Here is a 23,715-nt window from a genome sequence, read left to right as displayed (position 1 = left end):
GCCGCGCGCAGCACGGCAGCCAGCTTGGTGGCGTCGGCATTCTTCAGGTGCACGACATGGATGCTGCCGGCCGGGCCGTCGGCGCCGGGGCGGTCGAGCCGGCCGATCAGCGCGCGCATCGAGGCCAGGCGCGCCGGGCTTGCGGCGCGGATGATCAGCGAATTGCTGCGCGTATCGGCCATCACCGTGGTCGCGGCCGTTGCGCCCGGCACCTGTGCGCCGCCGGTGGCCGAGCTTTCGCCGAGCTTTTGCACCAGCGCGGCCATGTCGGTGGCCACCGCATGCTGCAGCGGCACGACCTCGATCTCGGTGGACGCAGGCTGGTCCAGCGCGGCGATGATGCGGCCGATGCGCGCCAGGTTGTCGGCGTAATCGGTGATCACCAGCGAGCTGGTACCCGGGTTGGCATTGATGGTGTTGTTCGGGCTGATCAGCGGCCGCAGCACCGCGACCAGGTTGTTCGGGTTCTCATGGCTGAGCCGGAAGACCTGGGTGATGACCTGGTCGCCCCGCTGTTGCACCGGGCCGATCGACACCGTGCCGGCCTGCAGCTTGGCCTCGGCCTCGGGCACCACCTTCAGCAACCCGTTGTTGTCGACCAGCGCGAAGCCCAGGCCGCGCAGCGCGGCCAGGTAGTTCAACCAGGCCTCGCGCACCGGAATCGGCTGCTCGTTGTAGACCGTGATCGTGCCTTTGACGCGTGGGTCGACAAGGATCGACTGGTCGATCATCGCCGACATCGCGCGGGTCACGCCTTCGATGTCGGCATTGACGAAGTTCAGTGTCACCGGCGCGCTGGAGCGCAGCTTCGGGTTCGCTGCCCGCGCGCTGGTGGCCGGCGCGGTGGCCGGTTCCTGCGCGGCCAGCGGCGGGCTCAGCCAGGCAGCGGCGACCAGGCAGGCCAGGGGCAGCGCCCGTGCGGCGCGGGGCCGCGCGGACGGGCGGCGCGGGGATCGCTGGGGGGGCTGGCGCATGGGAATCATCCAATCGAAATGACGGCCGACGCGCCCTGGCGCCGGCCGATGATGTTGAGCAGGTTGACCAGGCCCGATTCCTGGCCCTCGGCCGCCTGGGCCTGGCCGCGGAAACGCAGCCGCGCGCCGGTCCACTGGCCGCTGCCGGACAGGCGCAAGGCGCCTTCCAGCGTCTGCAGCGACACCTGCACAGCGTCGCCGGCGGCGGCGTCGCTGCGCAAAGCCAGCCGGTAGCTGCCCAGGCTGTCCAGCGTGGACAGCCGCGAGCTCAGGCTTTGCGCCTGCAACTCCAGCGTGCCAGTCAGACGCGTGCGGCCGGCGACCTGTTCGATGGTCAGGCCCGGGCTGGACAGCTGCAGCGTGCCGCCGAGTTGCAACGTGTTCCACGGTGCGCCCAGCCCTTCGAGCCAGCGCGTGGGCCATTGGCCGATGGCCTGCGGCCGCGCCGGCAGCACCAGCGTGAAGCCCGACAGCGTGGGCTGCAGTTGCAGATGCAGCTTGCCGTTCAGGCAGCAGGCCTGTTCGGCGGTGATGCGCAGGCCGCGCCAGGCCGGCCGCAGGCGCCAGCGCAGCCGGCCCGGCAGGGCCGAGGCATCGCGGCTGCCGGGGCCGCCGGTGAGCAGCAGCACCGCGCTGCCGTTCCAGACGCTGCCGCGTACATCGGCCAATAGCAGGCGTTCGCCGGTGGCCTGTTGCACGCGCTCGGCCAGCCAGCTGGCCGGCAGGAACAGCAGCACGCCCAGCAGCACACCGGTCGCCGCGCCCCACAGCGCCCAGCGGCGCGTGGCGTGCTGGGCGCGTTGCCAGGCGCGATCGGACTGCGCTGCCGGCGCCGGCCGGCGCAGCAGGGCAGAGCGCATCACGGCCCGCCCCCGATCGCCAGCACCACGTTGCCGGCGTACAGGCCTTGCGGCGTGCGGTTCAGCTGGCCTTCGATGACGCGGGCTCGGGCGCCGACGCGCACCTCGGCGATCCAGGCGGTCAGCTCCTCGGCCGGCATGCCGGTTACGGTGAGCGTGGCGCGCGGACCTTGCAGCGTGAGCTTGGCCTTGTCGCCCAGGCGGGCGGCGGCGGCGCTGAGCACCACCTGCGATTGTTCCGGCGGCACCGGCGGCGTGGCGCGCAGTTCGGTGGCCTCGGCGGCCAGGCGCTGCATCTGCTGCAACTGGCCGTCCAGGGCATCCAGCTTGGCGGGTGCGCTGCGCACGGTGGCCAGCGCCGGCGCCAGCGCCAGCGCCCACAGCAGGTACAGGCCCAGCACGGCGGCGGCCAGCAACAGCATGCTGCGCTCGCGCGCATTGCGGGCGGCCCAGGCGGCGGCCAGGGTGTTGCGGGCGCTGCGCCAGGCGGAGGTGTCGGCGGTGTCCATCAGGCGCCCTTGCCGGCGGCGGGCGTGCCGCCTGGCGTGCCACCAGGCACGGCACCGGTCCCGCGCTGCACTGCGGGCGCGCCCCGGCTCAGCACCAGCCGGCCTTCCGCGCTGTCCACCGACACGCCGGCAGCGGCCACGCGGCTGCGGAATTGCTCGATCTGCGGTGGCGCCCAGCCCGGCGCCATCAGCGTCAGCTTGCCGGCTTCGAAGCGCAGGCCTTGCACCGGCGCCTGGCCCGGCGGCCAGGCCTGGGCGGCCAGCGCCACCAGCGGTTCCAGGTCGGCATCGCCGGCACGGCCGGCGGCGGCGCGCAGCAGTTCGGTTTCACGTTGCATCTGGGTCGGCGCGTCGAGCACGGCGCGCACCTGCGGGTGGCTGCTGCGCAGCAGCGCGTTCATCGCCTGCTGGCGTGCGGCCAGCGTGCGCTGCTGTTGCCAGGCCCAGAGGTTCAGGCCGAGCACCTGGGCCAGCAGCAGGGCCGCCAGCCCCCAGCGCACCGGCCGCCAGGCGGGGCTCATGAGCTTCTTGGCGCCGTCGCGCAGCGCGCGCAGGCCGCGGTGGTGCGACACCAGCGAGAACTGCCGCAGATTCCACGGCGAGCGGGCGGCGGCCAGCAACGCGTCGGCCTCGCTGTGCACCTGCACCGGGGCACCGAGCCAGCGCTCGGCGGCAGCGGCCACGGCCGGCTCGGCGGTGAAGCTGGCACTTCGCTCTTTCCAGCGGCTGTGCAGCTGGCGCGCCAGGCCGCCGCCCAGGCGCAGCGTGCAGACCCCGGTTTCGTCGGCCAGCGCCAGCCAGGGTTCGGCAGCGTCGGTGCCGCTGCCGGCAGCGTGTTCAGGGGCGGGAAAGAAGTGGCCATGTGCGTTGGCGTCCGGCCACAGCGCCGGCACCACGCGTTCGACCGCCAGACCGGCCTGCTCCAGCGTGGCCAGCTGGGCGGCCAGCCAGGGCCGGTGCACGGCAGCCACCCAGGTCGGCTGGCCGGCGCGGGCCTGCGGGGCCAGGGCCAGCTGAACTTGCTCGTCGTCGTCGAGCAGCTGTTCTTCCAGCACGCCGGCCAGCGCGGCCCGCAGGCGACTGGCCGGCGCGCGGGGCAGCGTGATGCGGTGCCAGCCGATCTCGGTGGCCGGCAGCACCGCCACCACGGTGTCGGCGCGCGGCAGCTGGGCGGTGGTGCTGCGGCCGTGGGCACTGGCGGCCAGGCCATCGGCGCTCAGCACATGGCCGTACTCGGCAGCGCCCTCCGGCACGGCGCCGCCGGTGCGGCTTCGGGCCGGCAGCTGGATCACAAGCATCGACATGGGTGGGGGTCAGCCTAGCAAGGTCGCGTAAAGAAACGTCGGTGGTCGCATGTCCGGCGCGACGCGATCGTCACCGGCGGGGCGCGCGGCCCGCATTGTGGCAAAGCCGGCCACTGCGTCACGCCGCGGGCCGCGGGCGGCCGGGAAGCGCTGCGTCATGGCGTCTGCGGCAACACGCTTTGCGCGCGCTGGCGGCGCACGGCAAACACCTCGAGGTTCTGCCGCAGCACCAGCGTGTCTTCCTCAAGCACGCGGTCCTCGAAGCGCATGCGGCCGTGCACCTCGAAGAAGTCGGAGCTCACCGACAGGTGCGTCTCCGGCAGCGTGATGCCCGCGGGCAGTTGCGCCTGCGCGGCCGGCACCGTCTCGAAGGGCGCGGTCTTGCGCAGCTGCACCAGGCGCTCAGCCATGCCGAGGTCGAGGCCCTCGACCACCGCGGCCAGCACTTCGCGCGGCGCGGTGTTCAGGTTGACCTTGGTGGTGCGCGGCAGGATCGTGGCCACCTTGCGCAACCGCTCGATGCTGGCCCCGTCCAGGCTGATCCAGGCCAGGTCTTCCATGCGCATCGGCGTCAGCGCGGCGTTCTGGTCGGTGCCGGCCTGGGCCGCCAGCAGGCCGTCGGCCAGGCGGCCCGCGACATCGCTGGACACGCCGGCGTACTTGCACAGGCGTTCGAGCAGCTCCAATTCCTTGGGCTCGATCTTGCCGTCCTCGGCCAGGTTGCGCAGGTTGTAGCGCGCCTGGGCGTCCTGGATCGAGCCGCTGATGAACAGGTCCGAGCCGCCGCCGTCAGCCGTGTTGTTGGGGTCGGCGGCCAGGAAGGTGGAGACGCGCGATTCCTGCAGCGGGTTGTTCCACGCACCCTGTTCGCCGGTGGGCTTGCCGCGGCGCTGGGCCGTGCTGGCGTCTTCCCGCAACACCAGTCGCGCCCAGTTGAGCGCGCCATAGGTCACCCAGGTCGCCTGCACGCGAGCCCGTTCCGCGGTTTCGACTTCGATCGAGCGCCATTGCTGCCACACCATGCCGGCGGCCAGCGTGGCCACCAGCGTCAGCAGCACCATGGCCACCAGCAGCGCCGCGCCGCGCTGGCGCCGGCGGGGTGCGGGCAGCCTCGGCCGTGCGGGCGGGCGTGTCATGGCAGTTGGGGTCCCAGCGCAATGTCGCGCGTCAGCTTGCCCTCGGGCAGCTCGATCACCAGTCGCACGCCCTGCGGCAGTTTTTCCCGCGTCGTGGTTCCCGGCGTGCCGGCCGTGCCCGATGCCGCCGTCGCCGCCAGCTCGCCGGTGGACTGCGCATTGGTCCAGGCGCCCTCGCGGTAGAAGTAGACCTGCCAGCCGCTGACGCTGTCGAGCAGGCTGATCTGCTGCGGCTCGTTGCCCAGCAATTGCTGACTGGCCAGCCAGGACTCCTGCAGCCCGGCCACGCGCGTGCTGCCGGCGCTGGCCCAGCGCCGCCACACGCCCTCGCGCAGCGACCACACCACGACCTGCAGGCCGGCATCGGTGCGCCGTGTCAGGCGCAGCGCGGCGCCGTCGAAGGCCAGGCCGGGCGCGGTCTTGGTGTCTTCCACGGCCAGCAGGTCGGCCTCGAACTGCGCGGCAATCGCCGACAGGCGCAGGCTGCGCTCGGAGGCGGACTGCGCCACCTCGCGCGAGCGCGCCATGCTGTCGATGCCGCGCCAGCCCAGCACCGCCAGCACCGACATGATCAGCAGCGCGACCAGCACCTCGATCAGCGTGAAGCCCTGTCCGGGCCGTGAGTGCCTTGCCGACATGGTCAATAGCGCCCGAAGACCGTGGCGATGGTGATCAGCACATGGCCGTCGGCGTCCAGCACCTGGGCCTTGACGACGCGAAAGTTCGGGTGCTCGCTGCGCTCGCTGAGCAAGCGGCCGCGGTAGTCGCGGCCCAGCTGCTGGCATTCGAAGTCGCTGTCGGCGCCGGGGAACTGGCGCGCCAGGCGCAGGTTGGTCAGCGCGTTGTCGGCACACCATTGGGCCGCTGTCACGTCGGCCAGGCGCTGCGCATTGCTGGTCAGCGCGCCGGCGGCCTTGAGCCCGGCGCCCAGCGCGATGGCGACGATGGCCAGCGCCACCAGCACTTCCACCAGCGTGAAGCCGGTCGACGGGCGGGCCGGCCGATGGGTCGGTGGACGGGCGAGGCGGTGTGGCATCAGGGCGTGCCGGGCGCGGCCGCAGCCAGAGGCGCGAAGGGTCCGAGCCCGTCGGTCGCCAGCACCAACTGCTGCTCGCCCAGGCGCAGGCTGATGCGCTGCGGGCCGATCAGCGGTTCAGGACCCAGCAGCAGCGCGCGGGCGCCGATGATCTCGGCCTGCAGGTCTTCGTTCAGCCAGCGCTGCGGCAGCTTCAACTGCGCTGGCAGGCCGACAAAGTGGAAGCCTTCGCCGGCCACCGGGCTGCCCAGCTCGAAGCGCACCGGCACGCCCAGCGCCCGCGATTCGGCTCGCCCAGCTTCGAGCACCGCGGCCAGTCGCGCACCTTCTTGCTCGAGACGTGCCGCGGATGGATCGCGCAGCGCCAGGCTGACCAGCGCGACCGAAATGCCCACCAGCACCAGCACGACCAGCAACTCGACCAGCGTGAAGCCTGACGGCTCCCGGCCGATTAGCCGCCGGGCCTTACTGCCAGGAGCCGATGTCAGCGTTCTTGCCTTCACCGCCGGCCTGGCCGTCGGCGCCAAAGCTGAACACATCGATGTCGCCCTTCACGCCGGGGTTGAGGTACTGGTAGGGCTGGTTCCAGGGGTCGTTGGGCAACTTTTCCAGGTAGGGGCGCCAGTTCGGCGGCACGGCGCCGGTGCTGGGTTTTTGCACCAGAGCGCCCAGGCCTTGCTCACCGCTGGGGAAGCGCTGGTTGTCCAGCTTGTAAAGCTTCAGTGCCTGCATCAGGTTGTTGACGTCGGTGCGCGCCGCGGTGGCACGCGCATCGTCGGTGCGGTCCAGCAGGTTCGGCACGATCAGCGCCGCCAACACACCGATGATGACCAGCACGACCAGCAGCTCGATCAGCGTGAAGCCGGACCGCGCGGCCCGGCGCAGGAAGCGGGTGGGCGAGGGTGTCGGCAGGGGCATGGTTCCAGCAGGGATCGTCGAAGCGCTGAATGATAATCGGCGCATGACCTCGCGCCTGTTGTCCTTTGTGATCTGGCTCGCCGTGGCCGCGACCGCTGTGTTCTGGGGCCTGCGCCTGACAGCCGGCTCGCGCGGACTGCCGCCCCACGCCACGCTGGCCACACAGGCCTTGCCGCAAGGCGGTGACCTGACGCGGCTGTTCGGCAGCCCGCCGCCGGAGGAAGTGGCCGCGGTGGTGCCGGTGGCGGCGGACAGCCGTTTCAAGCTGCTGGGCGTCGTGGCACCGGCGCGCGGCCAGCATGCCGGGCTGGCCTTGATTGCGGTGGACGGCAAGACGCCGCGTGCGGTGGCGGTGGGCGGCCGTGTCGACGGGGATCTGGTCGTGCGTTCGATCAGCCATCGGCGGGTTGAACTCGGCAATGACGGCAGCGGCCCGCCCAGCGTGATGCTGGAGTTGCCGGCGGTGGCCGAAGCCGCACGCGGCTCGCTGCCGGTGGCCCAGGGCGAAGCCGGCGTGCCGCCGCCACCGAGCCTGCCGGTGGCGCCGATCGCCGCCTTGCCGGCACCGATGCTGCAGCGACGGCCGGGCACGCCGCCGATGCGCCCGGCGCTGCCGATGCCGGCACCGGTGGCCCCGGCCGGCGCGACGTCGCAGCCGCCGGCCTTCGGCATCACGCCGCAAACCCAGGTCCAGCCGCCGAACGACGGGCTGCCGGCGACCCGCTGAATCAGCCCGGCGGGAAAGCCTCCGCGGCCGCGTCGTCGTTGGCCAGCGGCTGATCGACGACCATCGGCGAGGGCCGCGACGGGCCCGGATCTTCGCCATCGGCCAGCTCGGTCAGCAAGGCTGCGGCGCTGCGCACCAGCGGCCAGGACAGGCAGGCGCCGGTGCCGTCGATGCTGTCCAGGCCGAGTTCCAGCAGGGCCGAGGCATTGAACAGGTTCAGCGCCTGATCGAGCCCGCGGTGGCTGTGGCTGCGGCAGAAGACGCAGTAGTCCGTCACGGCCGAAGCAATGCGCGAGGCCACCATCAGCGCCGCGCAGGCGGCCATGCCATCGACCATGATCAGGTGGCGCTTGCTCGCGGCCACCAGCATCACGCCGACCATCACCGCGGTTTCGAAACCGCCGAAAGCGGCCAGCACTTCCACCGCATCGGTGATCTCGCGGTGCCGGCCTTGCGCCGCCTGGGCGATGACCATCAGGTGTGCCAGCGACTCGGCATTCATCTGCGGGCCGCTGACCAGCAGGTCGCGCACGGGGCTTTGCGTCAGCCGCGACAACACCAGTGCCGCGGCTTCCTGCGCTCCGACGCCGATGCCAGCGCAGGCCACCATGTTGCCGCGCAGCGCATCGCCGATTTCCATGCCGGCGCGGATGGCGGCATGCGCCTGGTCCAGCGCCATCGCGTTGCCGACGCGGGCATTGCGCGTGCCGTGGGCGATCTTGCGCGGCATCAGCCGCTCGTGCGGCGCCAGTTCGTTGGCCAGGCCGCAGTCGATGACCGACAGTTCCAGCCCCTGGATGCGGGCGAACACCGACACCGGCAGCTGGCCGGTCAGCAGTTGGTTGACCTGTTCATGCGACTGGCGGCGCAGCGGCAGCGCAATGCCATCGACCGCCAGGCCATGGTCCGACGCAAATATCACCAGCTGCGGATCGCGAAAGCGCGGCTTCAGCGTGTTCTGCATCAGGCCCAGGCGCACGGCCACCGGTTCCAGCTCGCCCAGGCCGCCCACCGCCTCGCAGCGGCGCTGCAGTTTTTCCACCAGCGCGCGCTCAAGCAGCGGGCTGGAGGTCGGCGAGATCAGTGAGCGGTTCAGCGACATGGGCGAAGTGTAAGCAGGTCAGGGTCCACCCATCTGCTCAGGCGGCGCGCACGCTGCGTCAGCGCAGAAACAGGCGATACACGGGGTTGTCGGTTTCTTCGGTGCAGGGGTAGGCCAGCGCATCGAGGAAGGCCTGGAACGCCTTGGCGTCGCCGCGCGGCACCTGGATGCCCACGAGGATACGGCCATAGTCCGCGCCCTGGTTGCGGTAGTGGAACAGGCTGATGTTCCAGTCCGGGTGCAGCGAGGACAGAAAGCGCATCAGCGCACCGGGCCGCTCGGGGAAGACAAAGCGGAACAGTCGTTCGTCCAACGCCAGATCGGAGCGGCCGCCGACCATGTGGCGCACATGCTCCTTGGCCAACTCGTCGTCGGTCAGGTTCACCGTGGCGAAACCGTGGCGCTGGAAGTTGCGCGCGATCTTGTCGGCTTCGTCACGCCGGCTGATGGCGATGCCGACGAAGACATGGGCCTCGTCGGCGTCGGAGATGCGGTAGTTGAACTCGGTCACCGCGCGCGGGCCGATCAGTTCGCAGAAACGCTTGAACGAGCCGCGCTCCTCGGGGATCGTCACCGCGTAGAGGGCTTCGCGCTGCTCGCCGAATTCGGCTCGCTCGGCGACGAACCGCAGGCGGTCGAAGTTCATGTTGGCGCCGCAGGTGATGGCGATCAGCGTCTGGCCCTTGCATTTGTGCGTCGCCGTGTACTGCTTGATCGCGGCCACGCCCAGCGCGCCGGCGGGCTCGAGGATGCTGCGCGTGTCCTGGAACACGTCCTTGATCGCGGCGCAGACCTCGTCGGTGTCCACCACGACGAAGTCGTCGACCAGTTTGCGCGTCAGCCGGAAGGTCTCTTCGCCGACCAGCTTGACTGCGGTGCCGTCGGAGAACAGCCCGACATCGTTCAGCTGCACGCGTTTGCCGGCCTTGACCGAGCGCACCATCGCGTCGGAGTCGCGGGTCTGCACGCCGATCACGCGGATCTCCGGCCGCACCGCCTTGATGTAAGAGGCCACGCCGGAGATCAGCCCGCCGCCGCCGATGGCGACGAAGATCGCGTCGATCGGGCCTTCGTGCTGGCGCAGGATTTCCATCGCGATGGTGCCCTGGCCGGCGATGACGTCGGGGTCGTCGAACGGGTGCACAAAGGTCAGCTCATCGGCCTGCTGCAGCGTCAGCGCATGCTGGTAGGCGTCGGAATAGCTGTCGCCCTGTAGCACCACTTCGCCGCCCAGGGCAGCGACGGCGTCGATCTTCAGCTTGGGCGTCGTCACCGGCATCACGATGACCGCGCGGCAGCCCAGGCGGCGCGCGCTCAGTGCGACACCCTGGGCATGGTTGCCGGCCGACGCGCAGATCACGCCGCGCGCGAGCTGCTCCTTCGTCAGGTGCGCCATCTTGTTGTAGGCACCGCGCAGTTTGAAGCTGAACACCGGCTGCTGGTCTTCGCGCTTGAGCAGCACATGGTTGCCGACACGCCGCGACAGGCTGCGCGCGGGCTCCAGCGGCGATTCGATCGCCACATCGTAGACCCGGGCCGTGAGGATCTTCTTCAGGTAGTCGGGGTGCGTGGCGCGGGCCATTGTGGAAGCTGTCTTTCGAGGGGGCGCACGGGTTTGCGCGGCGCGGCATCATAAATCGCGCGCCCAAGAAAAAAGCCCGGGGCGTGAGCCCCGGGCTGAATCCACCATTGGAGGAGGTGGAGGAGACAATCGGTGGGGTCCTTGACAAGGACCCGATGAAGCACAGTCTAGCGTGGCCGATGCTGCGCTGCAATATCATCTTTCACAACGGTTCTAGGGTGGGCGCTCCAGGGTCTGGTGCGCGGCGCCCGCAACGGGTGCACTTGCGCCCCGCTACGGAGAGCGACAAATGGAATGCACGATCCACTGGGTACCGGGCAGCGGCATGGGCATGCTGGCTGAAACCGGCAGCGGCCATACCTTGATGATGGACGGTGCACCCGACGGCGGTGGCCGCAACCTGGCGCCGCGACCGATGGAAACCCTGCTGGTCGGTGCCGGCGGCTGCACGGCCTACGACGTGCTGTTGATCCTCAAGCGGGGCCGCCACCAGGTGACCGACTGCCGCGTGAAAATCGAGGCCGAGCGTGCGCCGGTCGACCCGAAGGTGTTCACGCGCATCCACATGCACTTCATTGTCAGCGGCCATAACTTGCCCGAGGCCGCGGTGGCGAGGGCGATTGCGCTGTCGCACGAAAAGTACTGTTCGGCGACCATCATGCTCGGCAAGACGGCCGCGGTGAGCACCAGCCACGAAATCGTGGCTGTATAGATGGATAGCCACGAGATCGTGGCAGCCTGATCAGATGTAGTGAGCCGTGCCCGTCATCACCCGCGCGGCGGCGCGCATCAGCCAGCGCACCGGCGCGGGCACCGGTGCAGCGCCGGCTTGTTCGGCGGCGTCGGCATGGCGGCCCTCGTCGATCTTCATCTGCTCCACCACCGCGCGCGAGGCGCTGTCGGCGGCCGGCAGGCGATCCAGATGGCTGGCCAGGTGCTGCTCGACCTGGCGCTCGGTCTCGACCACGAAGCCCAGGCTGTAGCGGTCGCCGGCGCGCCCGGCCACCAGGCCGATCGCAAACGCGCCGGCGTACCACAGCGGGTTCAGCAGGCTGGGCCGGTCGCCCAGGTCGGCCAGGCGGCGTTCGGTCCAGGCCAGGTGGTCGGTTTCGTCGCGTGCGGCGGCACGCATCTGGGCCTGAAGTTCCGGCGTGCGTGCCGTCAGCGCCTGCGCCGCATACAACGCCTGGGCACAGACCTCGCCCACATGGTTCACGCGCATCAAGGCGCCAGACAATTGCCGTTCCTCCGGCGACAGCTGGGGCGCAGCACCCGATACGGCGTCTTGCGGCAGCGGTCGCGCCGAGCGAGCACTGCGGCTCAAGGCGCGCAGGGCCATCTCGGCGCTCTCTATCAGTGCGTCTGTGCGGGGCATGCAACGAGCATAGCGCAGCGCTCCAAAGAGGCCTTGCGGACCGGCGATGATGCGTCGCACCCGGCTTCGAGTCGCGTTGTTGTCAGACAACAAGTAGGCGGCTTTTTCGGGTCAATTCTTTGCAAGCGGTGCGGGCGTCTGGTGGAATAGCCGCAACTTCCGATGAGGAGGTTGGCCTGACCGGCCCGCGCCCTTCCCGGTGTGGCGGGTTCCCTACGGGATCGGGACCTCTTGTTCAACCTAGGAGATAGCTGCAATGAAAAAGTCTCTGCTCGCCCTCGCCGCTTTTGGCCTGTTTGCGGGTGCCGCGTCGGCTCAGTCGACGGTTACGCTGTTCGGTATCGTCGATGCTGGCTTCGCACGTTTGAGCGCCAAGACCACCGCTGGCAGCAAGACGGTGCAAGGCGTCACCAACTCGGGCCTCAACAGCAGCCGTCTGGGTTTCCGCGGTGTTGAAGACCTTGGTGGTGGCCTGAAGGCGGGCTTCTGGCTCGAAGGCGCGCTGTCCAACGACGACGGCAATGCCGCTGGCTTCAACTTCCAGCGCCGTTCTACGGTCAGCCTGATGGGCAACTTCGGTGAAATCCGCCTCGGGCGCGACTACACCCCGCACTTCTGGAACACGACGGTCTATGACCCGTTCGGTACCAACGGTATCGGTCAGGCCCTGACGCACAGCATGATTGGTTCTGTGGGTGCCGGGGCCAATGGCACGAATTCGGTCCGCTCCAACAACACCATCGGCTACATCCTGCCGGGCAACCTGGGCGGCATCAATGGCCAGGTCCAGATCGGCTTTGGTGAGAACCTCAATGGCGTGAAGACGAACAACTACCTCGGTGGTCGTGTCGGCTACGCGGCCGGTCCGGTGTCGGCGCATGTCGCCTACGGCAAGACCGAAGGCGCGACCGACGGTGGGGACGTCAAGTACTTCAATGTCGGCGCCTCCTACGACGCCGGCGTCGTGAAGCCGATGGTGATGGTCGCGCAAGAAAAGTCGGGCGCTGGCCTGAAGATCATGGCTGCCGAAGTGGGCGTCACCGCCCCGTTGGGTCAGGGCGAACTCCGCGCGGCCTACAGCCGTTACGACGTCAAGGATCCGGCCGCTGTGCGCGACAACGACTGGAACAAGATTGCCGTTGGTTATGGCTACAACCTGTCCAAGCGCACCCAGCTGTACTCGACCTATGCGCGCATCAGCAACAAGGGCGCTCAGAACCGGGTCGTCGCGAACAACGGCCTCGGCTTCGGTGCTGCCGTTATCGCTGGCGGCACGAACAACAGTGGTGTGGAATTGGGTATTCGCCACTCGTTCTGATCGTTGGTTTCCTTGGGCCTTGCGGGGTCCAGGACTGCAGACAAACCGCCCTTCGGGGCGGTTTTTTTTCGACTGTTGCGCGCGCGCCCACTCGCTACGCGAACGGGTGTTTCCCCTTTTGCGCCCGGCATGGCTTTTGCGGATCATGCGCGCTGGTTCGCAAACGCACGGGGGAGGTGCGCTGCCGGATGCCGATGGCCACAAGCCGCCGCCTTTCAGCCCGCACAACGACCGACTGCCGCCATGCTCGCTTTCATTCTTCGCCGCCTGATCCAGGCATTGGTCGTGATGCTCACGGTGGCGTTCATTGCCTTCATGCTGTTCCAGTATGTCGGCGATCCGGTCACCAATCTGCTCGGGCAGGATGCCACGCCGCAGCAGCGGCAGCAGCTGCGGGTGGACCTCGGCCTGGACCAGCCGTTTCCGGTGCAGTTCGCGCGCTTCATCGGCAACGCGGTGCAAGGTGAGTTCGGCCTGAGCTTGCGCCAGGGCCGCAAGGTCTCGGCGCTGATGGTCGAACGCTTGCCGGCCACGCTGGAGCTGGCGACAGTGGCCGCGCTGCTGGGTCTGCTGTTCGGCATTCCGTTGGGCGTGTATGCCGCCTTGCGACGCGGCACCGTGATGTCGCAGCTGGTGATGACCGGCTCCTTGCTGGGTGTCTCGCTGCCGAACTTCCTCATCGGCATCCTGCTGATCCTGTTGTTCGCGGTGACGCTGAAGTGGCTGCCCAGCTTTGGCCGCGGTGAGGTGGTGATGCTGGGCTCGGTGTCCACCGGCTTGCTGACGGCCGACGGCCTGCGCCATCTGTTGCTGCCCGCCTTCACGCTGTCGCTGTTTCCGATGACGCTGGTGCTGCGGCTGGTGCGCTCGGAGATGCTGGAGGTGCTTCGCACCGACTACATCAAGTTCGCCCGCGCCCGCGGCCTGCCGGACCGGCGCGTGTACTTCGGCCATGCGCTGAAGAACACGCTGGTGCCGGTGATCACGATCGCCGGCCTGCAACTGGGTTCGATCATCGCGTTTGCGATCGTCACCGAAACCGTCTTCCAATGGCCCGGCATGGGCCTGCTGTTCATCCAGGCCGTGCAGTTCGCCGACATCCCGGTGATGGCCGCCTACCTGTGCCTGATTGCGCTGATCTTCGTCACCATCAATTTGGTGGTCGACCTGTTGTACTTCGCGGTCGATCCGCGGCTGCGCATTGAGCGCAGCGGAAGCGGCCACTGATCCCCTCATGACTGAACACCCCTCCGCGCAGCCGGCTGCGTCCGGCGCCTCCGCACAGCCTGCTGCGCCCGGGGCGTTCGCGCGCTTCTTCGATGGCGACGTCTGGCACAGCTTCAAGAACTCGCCGGTGGCGATCATCGCGGCGCTGATCGCGGCGATCTGCGTGATCTGCGCGCTGTTCGCCAACTGGCTGGCGCCGCACAACCCGCTGGACCTGGCGACGCTGGAGCTGATGGACGCGCGCCTGCCGCCGGCCTGGATGCCCGAAGGCAGCAGCAAGTACCCGCTGGGCACCGACGATCAGGGCCGCGACATGCTGTCGGCGCTGATGTACGGCTCGCGCATTTCGCTGTTCGTCGGCCTGGCTTCGGTGCTGGTGTCGATGGTCATCGGCGTCGGGCTCGGCCTGCTGTCGGGCTTCGTCGGCGGCCGGGTCGACAGCATCATCATGCGGATCTGCGACGTGATGCTCTCGTTCCCGGCGATCCTGATCGCGCTGCTGATCGATGGCATCGGCAAGGCCGTCTTTCCTAACGCCCACGATACGCTGGCCTTCGCGGTGCTGATCGTCGCGATTTCGCTGACGGGCTGGGTGCAGTACGCACGCACGGTGCGCGGCTCCACGCTGGTCGAGCGCCAGAAGGAATACGTGCAGGCGGCGCGGGTCATCGGCGTCACGCCGGCGCGCATCATGCGCCGGCACGTGCTGCCCAACGTGCTGGGGCCGGTGCTGGTGCTGGCAACGATCCACATCGCCACCGCGATCATCACCGAGGCCACGCTGTCTTTCCTGGGGGTGGGGGTGCCGCCGACATCACCGTCGCTGGGTACGCTGATCCGCGTCGGCCAGGACTACCTGCATTCGGGTGAATGGTGGATCACGATCTTCCCGGGCCTGGTGCTGATCATGATTGCGCTGTCGGTCAACCTGCTGGGCGACTGGTTGCGCGATGCGCTGAACCCGCGCCTGCGCTGAAGAGGATGTCGATGGCGTCTCCTCTGCTTGAAGTCAACCACCTGCGGGTGGAGTTTCCAACGCGCCGCGGCACGCTGCGCGCGCTGGACGATGTGTCCTTCGACATCGCCCCGGGCGAGATCCTTGGCGTCGTCGGTGAATCCGGCGCCGGCAAGTCGCTGACCGGCGCGGCCATCATCGGCTTGCTGGAGCCGCCGGGGCGGGTGGCCGCCGGCGAGATCCGGCTGGCTGGACAACGCATCGATAACCTGCCCTATGAGCGCATGCGCGAGATTCGCGGCCGCCAGATCGGCGCCATCTTCCAGGATCCGCTGACCTCGCTGAACCCGTTGGTGACGATCGGCAAGCAGTTGATCGAAACGATCCAGGTCCATCTGAAGCTGGGTTATGAGCAAGCGCGCCAGCGTGCCGTCCGCCTGCTGCAGGAGACGGGCATCCCGGCGGCCGAGCAGCGCATCGATCAGTATCCGCACCAGTTCTCCGGCGGTATGCGCCAGCGGGTGGTGATTGCGCTGGCGCTGGCGGCCGAGCCGAAACTCATCGTCGCCGATGAGCCGACGACAGCGCTGGACGTGTCGATCCAGGCCCAGATCATCGGCCTGCTCAAGCGCCTGACCAAGCAGCATGGCGCCGCGGTGATGCTGGTGACGCACGACATGGGCGTGATCGCCGAAGCCTGCGACCGCGTGGCGGTGATGTATGCCGGGCGCATCGTCGAGATCGGGCTGGTGGCCGATGTGATCCACCGGCCGGCGCATCCTTACACCGTCGGGCTGATGGGCTCGATCCCGTCGATGGAGATTGACCGCGAGCGCCTGATGCAGATCGACGGCGCGATGCCGCGGCTGAACGCCATTCCTGCGGGCTGCGCGTTCAATCCGCGCTGCCCGCAGGTGTTCGAACGCTGCCGCCGCGAGCGGCCCGACCTGATGGCTGCCGGCGCCACGCGCGCGGCCTGCTGGCTGCGTGCAGAAGCTCCACGGAGCGCGGCATGACGGCGCTGGTGCAAGTGAACGACCTGGCCAAGGTGTTCGATGTCTCGGCACCATGGTTGAACCGGGTCCTCGAACGCAAGCCGCGGCAGTTCGTGCATGCGGTCGATGGCGTGAGCTTCACCATCGAGAAGGGCAAGACGCTGGCGCTGGTGGGTGAGTCCGGCTGCGGCAAGAGCACGGTGGCGCGCTTGCTGGTGGGCCTTTATGGGCCGACACGCGGCACGGTGGCCTTCGATGGCCAGGACACGCAAGTGATGCTGTCCACACCCGCTGCACGTACCTTGCACCGGCGCATGCAGATGATCTTCCAGGATCCCTATGCGAGCCTGAATCCGCGCTGGAAGGTGCGCGACATCGTCGGCGAACCGCTGCGCGAGCATGGCCTGGCGACCAGCGAGGCGGCGCTGAAAGAACAGGTGGGCGAGCTGCTGGCGTCGGTGGGCCTGGCCGCGGCCGACATGGAGAAGTTCCCGCACCAGTTCTCGGGCGGCCAGCGCCAGCGCATCTCGATCGCGCGTGCATTGGCCACGCAGCCGGAGTTTCTGGTCTGCGACGAGCCGACCTCGGCGCTGGACGTGTCGGTGCAGGCCCAGGTGCTGAACATCATGAAGGATCTGCAGCGCGAGCGCGGCCTGACGTATCTCTTTATCTCGCACAACCTGGCGGTAGTGCGCCATGTCAGTGACCATGTCGGCGTGATGTACCTCGGCCGCCTGGTGGAACTGGCCGATCGCAACACGCTGTTCACGTCACCGCGGCATCCCTACACCCGCATGTTGCTGGATGCGATTCCCGACATCGGCATGACCGGCCGGGCCCGCACGCCGGTGCAAGGCGAGGTGCCGAATCCGCTGAATCCGCCGAGCGGCTGTGCCTTCCATCCGCGCTGCCCGCATGCCAATGCGCGCTGTTCGGCCGAGCGGCCGGCGCTGAGCAGCTTCCAGGGCATCCAGGTGGCCTGCCACGCGGTGACCGAAGGGCGGATCTGAGCGCCGCTTCCCGGTCGCTTCGCGCCGTGCGCGGCGGGCGTATTCAGCGGCTGGCGGGTGCGGAAGCAGCCGACGCGGCTGCGGCGGCACCCGGCAAGCTCAGCGGCCCTTTTTGACCACAGCCGCAGAGTGCCGCGGCCAGCAGCGTGGCGCAGAGGAGGGGGGTGGTCGCTACACTGAGCCGAAGTTTCATCTGCCGGATTTTATCGACCATGACTGCCGCCGCTTCAACCCTGAGTGACAGCGAGTTTCATCAGCTGTCCGGTACCGTGCTCGCCGGCATCGAGGCCACCATCGACGCGTGGCTGCAGGACGACGTGATCGACATCGACCTGCACCGCACCGGTGGCCTGCTGGAGTTGAGCTTCCCGAACGGCAGCAAGATCATCATCAACACCCAACCGCCCTTGCACGAGTTGTGGGTTGCGGCGCGTGCCGGCGGGCACCACTACCGTCATGTGGCGGGGCTGTGGCTGGATACGCGGGATGGCAGCGAGTTCTTCGCTGCGCTGTCCACATTTGCCAGCCAGCAGGCTGGGCAGCCTTTGAAGTTCAGCACGGCCTGACTCGGTGCACGGACTCAGCGTTTGAACAGGTCCAGGATGCTGCGGCGCTCTTCGTCACTCGGCGCATGCGGCAGCTTGTCTTCGAGACCCACACTGCTGACGCCAGCGCCTGCACCGTACTCGTCGTAGATCCAATCGCCACCGCGCTGCGTCACGCCTTCGGGCACGGCAGTGTCCTGCACCGGCAGCCTGCGCAGTGCGTGGGTCATGTATTCGATCCACACCGGCAGCGCCAGGCCGCCACCGGTTTCCCGGTCGCCCAGCTTGCGCGGGTTGTCGTAGCCGATCCAGACCACCGCGGCCAGCCGGGGCTGATAGCCGGCAAACCAGGCGTCCATCGAATCGTTGGTGGTGCCGGTCTTGCCGTACAGGTCCAGCCGCTTGAAGGTCTGGTAGACCTGGGCCGCGGTGCCGGCGCGCGTGACTTCGCCCATCAGCTGCGACATCACGAAGGCGTTGCGCGCATCGATCACGCGCATCGATTCATCGATCGGCGGTGGCTGCGCTTCCAGCAGCACGCGGCCCTTGCTGTCGGTGACGCGGGTGATCAGCATCGGATTGACTCGGTGCCCGCCGTTGGCAAACACCGAGTAGGCGCCGACCATCTGCATCGGCGTCACCGATCCCGCGCCGAGCGCCATGGTCAGGTAGGCCGGGTGTTTGTCGGCCTCGAAGCCGAAGCGCGTGACCCAATCCTGCGCGTAGTGCACACCGACTGACTGCAGCACCCGGATCGACACCATGTTCTTCGACCTCGCCAGCGCCTGCTTCAGCGGCATCGGGCCTTCGAACTTGCCGTCGTAATTCTTCGGCTCCCAGGGTTGACTGCCGGTGGCGCCGGCGTCGAAGAACAGCGGCGCGTCGTTGACGACGGTCTGGGGCGTGAAACCCTTCTCCAGCGCGCTGGAATAGATGAAGGGCTTGAAGCTCGATCCCGGCTGGCGCCAGGCCTGCACGACATGGTTGAACTTGTTCTTGCCGAAATCGAAGCCGCCGACCAGGGCGCGCACCGCACCCGTGCTTGGATCCATTGAGACAAAGGCGCCTTCGACCTCCGGCTGCTGCGTCAGCGACCAGTCGCCCTTGGGCCCCTTGACCGCACGCACGATCGCGCCTCGGCGGATCTGGACCTTCGGGCCGGCCTTGTCGGACAGCCCCGAGGTCACGGGCTTCAGGCCCTCGCCGGTGACGGTGATGGTCTCGCCCGACTCGAGCACCGCGACCACCTTGCGGGGCGAGGCCTCGAGCACGACCGCGGCCTTCAGCTCGTCGTTGTTCGGATGGTCGGCCAGCGCTTCGGCGATGCGGGCGTCGATGTCCTTCGGGTCGGCCGGCAGGTCCACGTAGTCTTCCGGACCGCGGTAGACCTGCCGGCGTTCATAGTTCAGCAGTCCGCGGCGCAAGGCGCGGTACGCCACCGCTTGGTCGGCCGCATCGACGGTGACGAACACGTTCAGCCCCCGCGTGGTGGTCTCTTCGCCGTACTGGCTTTGGATCAGCTGGCGCACGGTTTCGGCCACATATTCGGCATGCACGCCGGTGTCGGTCGGGGTGCGGTAGCGAAGTTGCTGCTTGTGCGCGGCGTCGGCCTGCTCTTCGGTGATGAAACCGTTCTCGAACATGCGCTGGATGATGTACTGCTGGCGTCGCGTGGCGCGCTGCGGATTGCTCACCGGGTTGTAGGCCGAGGGCGCCTGCGGCAGGCCCGCCAGCATGGCCGCTTCTGCAATGCTCAGCTCCTTCATCGGCTTGCCGAAATAGATCTCGCTGGCCGCGGCGAAGCCATAGGCTCGCTGGCCGAGGAAGATCTGGTTCATGTAGATTTCGAGAATCTGCTCCTTGCTGAGCTGGCTCTCGATCTTCAGCGCCAGCAGGATCTCGTAGATCTTGCGCGTGAAGGTCTTTTCGGTGGACAGGTAGAAGTTGCGCGCCACCTGCATCGTGATCGTCGAAGCGCCCTGGCTCTTGGCCTTGTTGAACTGCGCCAGGCCCGCGCGGATGATGCCGACGTAGTCGACCCCGCTGTGGCGATAGAAGCGGGCGTCCTCGATTGCCAGCACCGCTTCCTGCATCACCTTCGGAATCTGCGAGATCGGCGTGAACAGCCGGCGTTCTTCGCCGAACTCGCCGAGCAGCACGCCGTCGGCCGAGATCACCCGCAGCGGCAGCTTGGGCCGGTAGTCGGTGAGCCCGCTGATCTCCGGCAGGTTCGGGTAGGCCACGGCCAGGGCCACCGCCAGCAGCATCAGCCCGCCCACCAAGGCCGCCAGGCCGGCGCCCAGCAACCACGCAAGAATGCGCATCGGCACCGCGGTCCAGCCGGCCGGCCGGGACGTGTCTGCAGGGCGCGGCGCCGAGGTGGCGCGTTCGGAGTCGCTCATAGATCGGACGAGTGTATAGAAAGCAGTCCGGCGCCTGGCTGGGCCGACTCGGTGGAAACCCGCTGCGGCCGCTAGCGCCTTGTTTCAAATGGCATCAAAAGCGTCGGAGAATCACAACGAGCGCCTCGACTCCAAAAGGAAAATTCCTTTGGTGCACAAAGGCTTTACTGCTAGCATTGAAGTAGTTTCTTAAGAATTGCTGTCCGTTTTTCCGCCCGTTGGGGGAGACCTGTCGTGAGCTTTCTGGACTTGCTGCTGGGCCGCAAGCATCCGCCGATGATCGGGTTGGACATCAGCTCGTCGAGTGCCAAGCTCGTCGAGTTGGGACAGGCTGCGAACGGCGAATTCGTGCTGGAGCGTTTTGCGTCCGAGCCTTTTGAAAAAGGCTGGATCACCGATGGTCAGATCGAGAAGTTCGATGAGGTGGCCGAAGCGGTGCGCAAGCTGGTGCAAAAGAGTGGCACGCGCACCAAGCATGTCGCCATGGCCATGCCGCAATCAGCCGTGATCACCAAGAAGATCATGCTGCCCTCCGGCCTGCGCGAAGAAGAACTGGAGTTGCAGGTCGAGTCCGAAGCCAACCAGTACATCCCGTTCTCGCTGGATGAGGTGAGTCTGGACTTCTGCGTCATCGGCCCCAGCCCGACCTCGGGCGGTGATGTCGAGGTGCTGATTGCGGCGTCCCGCAAGGACCGCGTGCAAGACCGCCAGGGCCTGGCCGAAGCTGCCGGGCTGAAGCCGCAGGTGCTGGACATCGAAGCTCATGCCTCGCGGCTGGCGATGACGCGTGTCGTGGCTGCCTTGCCGAACGAAGGCAAGGATGCACTGGTGGCGCTGTTCGAGATCGGTGCCGACACCACCAGCCTGAAGGTGCTGCGCGATGACGAAATGCTGTACGACCGGGACCAGGCCTTTGGTGGCTCGCAGCTGACGCAGCTGATCTCGCGGCAGTACGGCTTTTCGTTCGAGGAGGCCGAGCAGAAGAAGCTGGCCGGTGACCTGCCCGAAGACTACGACACGGCCATCCTGTCGCCCTTTGTCGACAGCCTGTCGCAGGAAATCGGCCGCGCGCTGCAGTACTTTTTCACCAGCACGCCGCACCACAAGGTCCACTACGTGATGCTGGCCGGCGGTACCGCCACGCTGCCCGGATTGAAGGAGCGCGTGACCGAGTTGACGGGTTTTGCCTCGATGGTGGTGAACCCCTTCGATAACATGAAACTCGGGTCGGCAGTGCGCGAGGCCAAGGTCCGGCGCGAAGCGCCTTCCTACCTCACGGCCTGCGGGCTGGCGATGCGGAGGTTCGTGCAGTGATCCTGATCAATCTGCTGCCCCACCGCGAAGAGCGGCGCCGACAGCGCAAGCGTGCGTTTTTTGCCGGCCTGGGCGCCGCGGCCGTGGCCGGTGTGGCCGCCGCCGGGGTCTGGTATGTCGTGCTGCAGCAGATGACTGCCGCGCAGCAATCTCGCAACGCTTTCCTGAGCGCCGAGATCAAGCGACTGGAGTTGCAGATCAAGGACATTGCCGAACTGAAGTCCGAGATCGAGGGTCTGAAGGCGCGCCAGAAGGCGGTGGAAGACCTGCAGACCAATCGCAACGTGCCGGTCTACCTGCTGGACGAACTGGTGCGCTACACGCCCGAGGGCATCTACTTCACGACGGTCAAGCAGGTGGGTGACATCGTCACCGTCACCGGTGTGGCGCAGACCAATGAGCGGGTGTCGGAGTTCCTGCGCAACGCGCAGAACCAGTCGCAGTGGTTGCGGCGCCCGGAACTGGTCGAAATCAAGGCCGTGAACCTGCCGCCGACTGCCGGTAGCCGGGAACAGCGTCGCTTGTTCGATTTTTCAGTTCGCGTGTCGTTGACACAACCGGCGGCTGCCCAGCCTGCCGCGCCGGCTTCGGCCGCGTCAGCGCCGCCGAAGGCGGCTTGAGGAGGCGCGATGGCCACGACGACCCGCCCCGCCAATCTCGATGTTGCCAGCGCCTTCGGCAAGGCGAGTTCCCAGTTCAAGGGCCTCAATGCGCGCGAGCCCGGGCAATGGCCTTTGCTGCCGAAGATCTGCGCCTGGCTCGGTGCCGGCGCGGCCATGCTGGCCGCGCTGTGGTTCGCGGTGGTGTCCACGGCCGCCGAAGAACTCGAGGCGGCGCGGAACAATGAACCGACACTGAAGGCAGAGTACCGCAACAAGCTGGGGCAGGCGGTGAACCTGTCGGAGTTGCGCAAGCAGAAGCAGCAGGTGCAGGAGTACGTGACCCAGTTGGAGAAGCAATTGCCGGGCAAGGCAGAGATGGATGCCCTGCTGTCCGACATCAACCAGGCAGGCATCGGCCGCGGCCTGCAGTTCGAGCTGTTCAGGCCGGGCCAGGTCGAGGTCAAGGACTTCTACGCCGAATTGCCGATTGCATTGAAAGTGAGCGGGCGGTACCACGACATCGGCGCCTTCGCGGCTGATGTGGCGAATCTGTCGCGCATCGTCACGCTGCACAACCTGGCCATCACCACACCGCCGAAAGATGCCACGGGCAACCTGGCCATGGAGGCCACTGCGCGCACTTACCGCTACCTGGACGTCAATGAGATGGCCGAGGTGCGCAAGTCAAAGGCTGAAGCCGCGGCCAAGGCCAAGGGGGCGAAGAAATGAGGCCCGGGTTGCGTACCGCACAGTGGCTGTTGATACCTGCTGCCGCGATGGTCGGGGCCTGCACCGCTGACCAGGAAGAATTGACGGTGTGGATGGAGCAGCAAAGGCGCGACGTCAAGCCGAACGTTCAGCCCTTGGTCGCGCCGAAGAAGTTCGTCGCTGCGCCGTACGGTGGCGGCCAGGTGGTCGATCCGTTCAGCAACCAGAAGCTCAGTGTGGCGTTGAAGCAGGAGGCGCGGCAGCCGAACTCGCTGCTGGCCGCCGAGATGAGCCGCCGCAAGGAAGCGCTCGAACAGTATCCGACGGACAGCATGAGCATGGTGGGCAGCATGACAGAGCCGAAGTCCGGCCGGCAGTTTGCATTGCTGAAGGTGGACAGCCTGCTCTACCAGGTGAAGTTGGGTGACCACCTCGGTCAGAACTTCGGGAAAGTCATTCGCATCACCGAGACCGAAGTGGCCCTGCGCGAGATCGTGCAGGACGCTGCTGGCGAATGGATCGAGCGCACCAGCACGCTCCAGCTGCAGGAGAAGGCGCGATGAATCATATGCAGGAGAACCGCAACATGCTGAAGTGGCGCGTCCGGCTGGCCGCATTTGCGCTGGCGCTGCTGTCGCCTTTGGCCGCTCTGGCGCAGAACAAGATCCAGTCCATCACCAGTACCCAGCAGGCGGGTGCCGATGTCGTTCGAATCGAGCTGTCAGAGGCGCTCACTGCGCTGCCCACCGGCTTTGCCGTGCAGACGCCGCCACGCATCGCGATCGACCTGCAAGGCGTTGTCAACGCGATCGGCAAGTCGAGCGTCGAAGTCAACCAGGGCAATCTGCGCTCGGTGAACATTGCCCAGGCCGGTGAGCGCACACGCCTGGTGCTGAATCTGCGTCAAGCCTCGAACTATCGGGCGGAACTGCAAGGCAAAGCGCTGCTGTTGGTGATCGAAGCCGGCACGGCGCCCAACGTGGCGGCGAACACCGGTGAGCCGACCCACTTTTCTGCCAGCCAGAACCGTGAGCAACTGCCCTTGCGCGACATCGACTTCCGCCGAGGGCCGGACGGCGCGGGCCGCGTCGTGGTGTCGCTGGCCAGCACGCAGGT

General features: G+C 67.7%; 27 protein-coding genes. 13 read left to right on the top strand and 14 right to left on the bottom strand.

Annotation, left to right across the window (positions count from 1 at the left end):
• From VLK61_RS21270 to gspG, 9 genes are all read right to left on the bottom strand, one after another.
• Positions 1-974 (bottom strand): secretin N-terminal domain-containing protein (locus VLK61_RS21270; RefSeq protein WP_325423668.1); only part of this gene is annotated, 974 nt, incomplete at its 3' end.
• Positions 975-979: 5 nt separating this feature from the next.
• Positions 980-1,834: a type II secretion system protein N gene (gene gspN / locus VLK61_RS21265; protein ID WP_325423666.1), complete on the bottom strand. Its 855-nt coding sequence runs from the start codon at positions 1,832-1,834 to the stop codon at positions 980-982.
• Positions 1,834-2,343, bottom strand: coding sequence for a type II secretion system protein GspM (gene gspM / locus VLK61_RS21260; RefSeq protein WP_325423664.1), 510 nt, complete (start codon positions 2,341-2,343; stop codon positions 1,834-1,836). The genes gspN and gspM overlap by 1 nt, the downstream gene beginning before the upstream one ends.
• Positions 2,343-3,647, bottom strand: coding sequence for a type II secretion system protein GspL (gene gspL / locus VLK61_RS21255; RefSeq protein WP_325423662.1), 1,305 nt, complete (start codon positions 3,645-3,647; stop codon positions 2,343-2,345). Before gspL ends, gspM begins: the two co-directional genes overlap by 1 nt.
• A gap of 155 nt (positions 3,648-3,802) precedes the next feature.
• Positions 3,803-4,783, bottom strand: a complete 981-nt coding sequence (gene gspK, locus VLK61_RS21250; RefSeq protein WP_325423660.1) for a type II secretion system minor pseudopilin GspK — start codon at positions 4,781-4,783, stop codon at positions 3,803-3,805.
• Positions 4,780-5,421 (bottom strand): prepilin-type N-terminal cleavage/methylation domain-containing protein, encoded by a 642-nt coding sequence (locus tag VLK61_RS21245; RefSeq protein ID WP_325423658.1) that lies wholly within the window; start codon positions 5,419-5,421, stop codon positions 4,780-4,782. Before VLK61_RS21245 ends, gspK begins: the two co-directional genes overlap by 4 nt.
• Positions 5,422-5,423: 2 nt before the next feature.
• On the bottom strand, positions 5,424-5,819 hold the full coding sequence (gspI, locus tag VLK61_RS21240) for a type II secretion system minor pseudopilin GspI (RefSeq protein WP_325423655.1): 396 nt from the start codon (positions 5,817-5,819) through the stop codon (positions 5,424-5,426).
• Positions 5,819-6,358, bottom strand: a complete 540-nt coding sequence (locus VLK61_RS21235; protein WP_414636839.1) for a prepilin-type N-terminal cleavage/methylation domain-containing protein — start codon at positions 6,356-6,358, stop codon at positions 5,819-5,821. The genes gspI and VLK61_RS21235 overlap by 1 nt, the downstream gene beginning before the upstream one ends.
• A complete protein-coding gene (gene gspG, locus VLK61_RS21230) occupies positions 6,285-6,737 on the bottom strand; it encodes a type II secretion system major pseudopilin GspG (RefSeq protein ID WP_325423651.1) in 453 nt (150 codons plus the stop codon). The genes VLK61_RS21235 and gspG overlap by 74 nt, the downstream gene beginning before the upstream one ends.
• A 43-nt stretch (positions 6,738-6,780) precedes the next feature.
• Here gspG and VLK61_RS21225 point away from each other — a divergent pair, with 43 nt between their 5' ends.
• The gene (locus VLK61_RS21225) at positions 6,781-7,464 is read left to right on the top strand and encodes a type II secretion system protein N (RefSeq protein ID WP_325423649.1); all 684 of its coding nucleotides are present in this window, start codon (positions 6,781-6,783) and stop codon (positions 7,462-7,464) included.
• 1 nt (position 7,465) lies between these two features.
• Here the strand turns inward: VLK61_RS21225 and VLK61_RS21220 are convergent, their stop codons facing one another.
• Together VLK61_RS21220 and ilvA are read right to left on the bottom strand one after the other, a co-directional pair.
• On the bottom strand, positions 7,466-8,566 hold the full coding sequence (locus VLK61_RS21220) for a nicotinate-nucleotide--dimethylbenzimidazole phosphoribosyltransferase (protein WP_325423646.1): 1,101 nt from the start codon (positions 8,564-8,566) through the stop codon (positions 7,466-7,468).
• Between the two features lie 58 nt (positions 8,567-8,624).
• Positions 8,625-10,148 carry a threonine ammonia-lyase, biosynthetic gene (gene ilvA / locus VLK61_RS21215; RefSeq protein ID WP_414636838.1) on the bottom strand — a complete coding sequence of 508 codons (1,524 nt, stop codon included), beginning with the start codon at positions 10,146-10,148 and terminating at the stop codon, positions 8,625-8,627.
• A 289-nt stretch (positions 10,149-10,437) separates the two neighbouring features.
• On the opposite strand from ilvA, the gene VLK61_RS21210 reads away from it, so the two are divergent.
• Positions 10,438-10,860, top strand: a complete 423-nt coding sequence (locus VLK61_RS21210) for an OsmC family protein (protein WP_325423644.1) — start codon at positions 10,438-10,440, stop codon at positions 10,858-10,860.
• 30 nt (positions 10,861-10,890) lie between these two features.
• Here VLK61_RS21210 and coq7 read toward each other — a convergent pair whose 3' ends face one another.
• The gene (coq7, locus tag VLK61_RS21205) at positions 10,891-11,523 is read right to left on the bottom strand and encodes a 2-polyprenyl-3-methyl-6-methoxy-1,4-benzoquinone monooxygenase (RefSeq protein ID WP_325423642.1); all 633 of its coding nucleotides are present in this window, start codon (positions 11,521-11,523) and stop codon (positions 10,891-10,893) included.
• A 256-nt stretch (positions 11,524-11,779) separates the two neighbouring features.
• Here coq7 and VLK61_RS21200 point away from each other — a divergent pair, with 256 nt between their 5' ends.
• The 5 genes from VLK61_RS21200 (at position 11,780) to VLK61_RS21180 (ending at position 17,028) form a co-directional block, all read left to right on the top strand.
• On the top strand, positions 11,780-12,841 hold the full coding sequence (locus VLK61_RS21200) for a porin (RefSeq protein WP_325423640.1): 1,062 nt from the start codon (positions 11,780-11,782) through the stop codon (positions 12,839-12,841).
• A 243-nt stretch (positions 12,842-13,084) separates the two neighbouring features.
• Positions 13,085-14,068, top strand: a complete 984-nt coding sequence (locus tag VLK61_RS21195; protein ID WP_325423638.1) for an ABC transporter permease — start codon at positions 13,085-13,087, stop codon at positions 14,066-14,068.
• A 7-nt stretch (positions 14,069-14,075) separates the two neighbouring features.
• Positions 14,076-15,044, top strand: a complete 969-nt coding sequence (locus VLK61_RS21190; RefSeq protein WP_325423636.1) for an ABC transporter permease — start codon at positions 14,076-14,078, stop codon at positions 15,042-15,044.
• A gap of 11 nt (positions 15,045-15,055) precedes the next feature.
• Positions 15,056-16,039, top strand: a complete 984-nt coding sequence (locus VLK61_RS21185) for an ABC transporter ATP-binding protein (protein WP_325423634.1) — start codon at positions 15,056-15,058, stop codon at positions 16,037-16,039.
• Positions 16,036-17,028, top strand: coding sequence for an ABC transporter ATP-binding protein (locus tag VLK61_RS21180; RefSeq protein ID WP_325423632.1), 993 nt, complete (start codon positions 16,036-16,038; stop codon positions 17,026-17,028). Before VLK61_RS21185 ends, VLK61_RS21180 begins: the two co-directional genes overlap by 4 nt.
• A 43-nt stretch (positions 17,029-17,071) precedes the next feature.
• Here the strand turns inward: VLK61_RS21180 and lptM are convergent, their stop codons facing one another.
• Positions 17,072-17,221: an LPS translocon maturation chaperone LptM gene (lptM, locus tag VLK61_RS21175; RefSeq protein ID WP_325423677.1), complete on the bottom strand. Its 150-nt coding sequence runs from the start codon at positions 17,219-17,221 to the stop codon at positions 17,072-17,074.
• 40 nt (positions 17,222-17,261) lie between these two features.
• Between lptM and cyaY the strand changes: the two genes are divergently transcribed.
• Positions 17,262-17,594: an iron donor protein CyaY gene (cyaY, locus tag VLK61_RS21170; protein ID WP_325423675.1), complete on the top strand. Its 333-nt coding sequence runs from the start codon at positions 17,262-17,264 to the stop codon at positions 17,592-17,594.
• Between the two features lie 14 nt (positions 17,595-17,608).
• On the opposite strand, the gene VLK61_RS21165 is transcribed toward cyaY, so the two are convergent.
• On the bottom strand, positions 17,609-19,975 hold the full coding sequence (locus VLK61_RS21165; RefSeq protein WP_414636837.1) for a penicillin-binding protein 1A: 2,367 nt from the start codon (positions 19,973-19,975) through the stop codon (positions 17,609-17,611).
• A 276-nt stretch (positions 19,976-20,251) separates the two neighbouring features.
• Here VLK61_RS21165 and VLK61_RS21160 point away from each other — a divergent pair, with 276 nt between their 5' ends.
• From VLK61_RS21160 to VLK61_RS21140, 5 genes are all read left to right on the top strand, one after another.
• On the top strand, positions 20,252-21,289 hold the full coding sequence (locus VLK61_RS21160) for a pilus assembly protein PilM (protein WP_325423670.1): 1,038 nt from the start codon (positions 20,252-20,254) through the stop codon (positions 21,287-21,289).
• Positions 21,286-21,909: a PilN domain-containing protein gene (locus tag VLK61_RS21155; protein WP_325423630.1), complete on the top strand. Its 624-nt coding sequence runs from the start codon at positions 21,286-21,288 to the stop codon at positions 21,907-21,909. The genes VLK61_RS21160 and VLK61_RS21155 overlap by 4 nt, the downstream gene beginning before the upstream one ends.
• Positions 21,910-21,918: 9 nt before the next feature.
• A complete protein-coding gene (locus VLK61_RS21150) occupies positions 21,919-22,620 on the top strand; it encodes a type 4a pilus biogenesis protein PilO (protein ID WP_325423628.1) in 702 nt (233 codons plus the stop codon).
• 47 nt (positions 22,621-22,667) lie between these two features.
• Positions 22,668-23,162: a pilus assembly protein PilP gene (locus VLK61_RS21145; RefSeq protein ID WP_325423626.1), complete on the top strand. Its 495-nt coding sequence runs from the start codon at positions 22,668-22,670 to the stop codon at positions 23,160-23,162.
• On the top strand, positions 23,159-23,715 hold a 557-nt coding region (locus tag VLK61_RS21140; protein WP_325423624.1), incomplete at its 3' end, for an AMIN domain-containing protein. The genes VLK61_RS21145 and VLK61_RS21140, both read left to right, overlap by 4 nt.

The organism is Aquabacterium sp. (assembly GCF_035476535.1).
Classification (GTDB): domain Bacteria; phylum Pseudomonadota; class Gammaproteobacteria; order Burkholderiales; family Burkholderiaceae_C; genus Pseudaquabacterium.
Note: the sequence above shows the minus strand (reverse complement) of the source record. Positions and strands in the feature narration are given on the sequence as shown.

Excerpts from the sequence above, each read along its gene's own strand:
- gspN (WP_325423666.1), bottom strand. The coding sequence starts at position 1,834 with ATGCGCTCTGCCCTGCTGCGCCGGCCGGCGCCGGCAGCGCAGTCCGAT.
- gspM (WP_325423664.1), bottom strand. The coding sequence starts at position 2,343 with ATGGACACCGCCGACACCTCCGCCTGGCGCAGCGCCCGCAACACCCTG.
- gspL (WP_325423662.1), bottom strand. The coding sequence starts at position 3,647 with ATGTCGATGCTTGTGATCCAGCTGCCGGCCCGAAGCCGCACCGGCGGC.
- gspK (WP_325423660.1), bottom strand. The coding sequence starts at position 4,783 with ATGACACGCCCGCCCGCACGGCCGAGGCTGCCCGCACCCCGCCGGCGC.
- VLK61_RS21245 (WP_325423658.1), bottom strand. The coding sequence starts at position 5,421 with ATGTCGGCAAGGCACTCACGGCCCGGACAGGGCTTCACGCTGATCGAG.
- gspI (WP_325423655.1), bottom strand. The coding sequence starts at position 5,819 with ATGCCACACCGCCTCGCCCGTCCACCGACCCATCGGCCGGCCCGCCCG.
- VLK61_RS21235 (WP_414636839.1), bottom strand. The coding sequence starts at position 6,358 with ATGTGTTCAGCTTTGGCGCCGACGGCCAGGCCGGCGGTGAAGGCAAGA.
- gspG (WP_325423651.1), bottom strand. The coding sequence starts at position 6,737 with ATGCCCCTGCCGACACCCTCGCCCACCCGCTTCCTGCGCCGGGCCGCG.
- VLK61_RS21225 (WP_325423649.1), top strand. The coding sequence starts at position 6,781 with ATGACCTCGCGCCTGTTGTCCTTTGTGATCTGGCTCGCCGTGGCCGCG.
- VLK61_RS21220 (WP_325423646.1), bottom strand. The coding sequence starts at position 8,566 with ATGTCGCTGAACCGCTCACTGATCTCGCCGACCTCCAGCCCGCTGCTT.
- ilvA (WP_414636838.1), bottom strand. The coding sequence starts at position 10,148 with ATGGCCCGCGCCACGCACCCCGACTACCTGAAGAAGATCCTCACGGCC.
- VLK61_RS21210 (WP_325423644.1), top strand. The coding sequence starts at position 10,438 with ATGGAATGCACGATCCACTGGGTACCGGGCAGCGGCATGGGCATGCTG.
- coq7 (WP_325423642.1), bottom strand. The coding sequence starts at position 11,523 with ATGCCCCGCACAGACGCACTGATAGAGAGCGCCGAGATGGCCCTGCGC.
- VLK61_RS21200 (WP_325423640.1), top strand. The coding sequence starts at position 11,780 with ATGAAAAAGTCTCTGCTCGCCCTCGCCGCTTTTGGCCTGTTTGCGGGT.
- VLK61_RS21195 (WP_325423638.1), top strand. The coding sequence starts at position 13,085 with ATGCTCGCTTTCATTCTTCGCCGCCTGATCCAGGCATTGGTCGTGATG.
- VLK61_RS21190 (WP_325423636.1), top strand. The coding sequence starts at position 14,076 with ATGACTGAACACCCCTCCGCGCAGCCGGCTGCGTCCGGCGCCTCCGCA.
- VLK61_RS21185 (WP_325423634.1), top strand. The coding sequence starts at position 15,056 with ATGGCGTCTCCTCTGCTTGAAGTCAACCACCTGCGGGTGGAGTTTCCA.
- VLK61_RS21180 (WP_325423632.1), top strand. The coding sequence starts at position 16,036 with ATGACGGCGCTGGTGCAAGTGAACGACCTGGCCAAGGTGTTCGATGTC.
- lptM (WP_325423677.1), bottom strand. The coding sequence starts at position 17,221 with ATGAAACTTCGGCTCAGTGTAGCGACCACCCCCCTCCTCTGCGCCACG.
- VLK61_RS21165 (WP_414636837.1), bottom strand. The coding sequence starts at position 19,975 with ATGAGCGACTCCGAACGCGCCACCTCGGCGCCGCGCCCTGCAGACACG.
- VLK61_RS21160 (WP_325423670.1), top strand. The coding sequence starts at position 20,252 with ATGATCGGGTTGGACATCAGCTCGTCGAGTGCCAAGCTCGTCGAGTTG.
- VLK61_RS21150 (WP_325423628.1), top strand. The coding sequence starts at position 21,919 with ATGGCCACGACGACCCGCCCCGCCAATCTCGATGTTGCCAGCGCCTTC.
- VLK61_RS21145 (WP_325423626.1), top strand. The coding sequence starts at position 22,668 with ATGGTCGGGGCCTGCACCGCTGACCAGGAAGAATTGACGGTGTGGATG.